At 57.2% G+C, this 514-nt stretch carries 1 protein-coding gene; it reads right to left on the bottom strand.

Going from position 1 to position 514, the window contains the following annotated elements; genetic code table 11:
* Positions 1 to 514 (bottom strand): IS3 family transposase (locus H3Z84_RS07550; RefSeq protein WP_199457042.1); only part of this gene is annotated, 514 nt, incomplete at both ends.

The raw sequence follows: 514 nt of genomic DNA, 5'->3' as shown, positions 1-514 counted from the left end.
TTGTAATGCCGGAAGTACCGGTGGAGCGCCTGCTTCAAGTGGCGTCCATCCTCGAAGGCTGTGAGGTAGACGCACTCGTGCTTGACGCTGCGCCAGAGCCGTTCCACGAAGATGTTGTCATGATAGCAGCCCTTGCCGTCCATGCTGATCCGAATGCCATGCTCCTTGAGAGCGCCTGTGAAGGCCTCACTGGTGAACTGGGCACCTTGATCAGTATTGAAGATTTCCGGCGTTCCATAGCGCTGTAGGGCTTCCTCCAGGGCATCGATGCAGAAGTCTGTGTCCATGGTATTGGAGACCCGCCAGGACAGCACCTTACGGCTGTACCAGTCGATAATGGCGACCAAATACATGAAGCCTCGGGCCAGCGGCACGTACGAAATATCCGTTGCCCACACCTGGTTGGGGCGGTCGATTTTCAGCCCTTTGAGCAGGTACGGATAAACTTTGTGCCCGTCGCCCGGAATGCTGGTTCTGGGGCGTGGATACACCGCCTGAATGCCCATGGTGCGCA

The sequence above is a fragment of the Marinobacter sp. bablab_jr003 genome (assembly GCF_016464245.1).
GTDB classification, from domain to species: domain Bacteria; phylum Pseudomonadota; class Gammaproteobacteria; order Pseudomonadales; family Oleiphilaceae; genus Marinobacter; species Marinobacter vinifirmus.
This window is presented reverse-complemented; position numbering and strand designations above follow the sequence as displayed.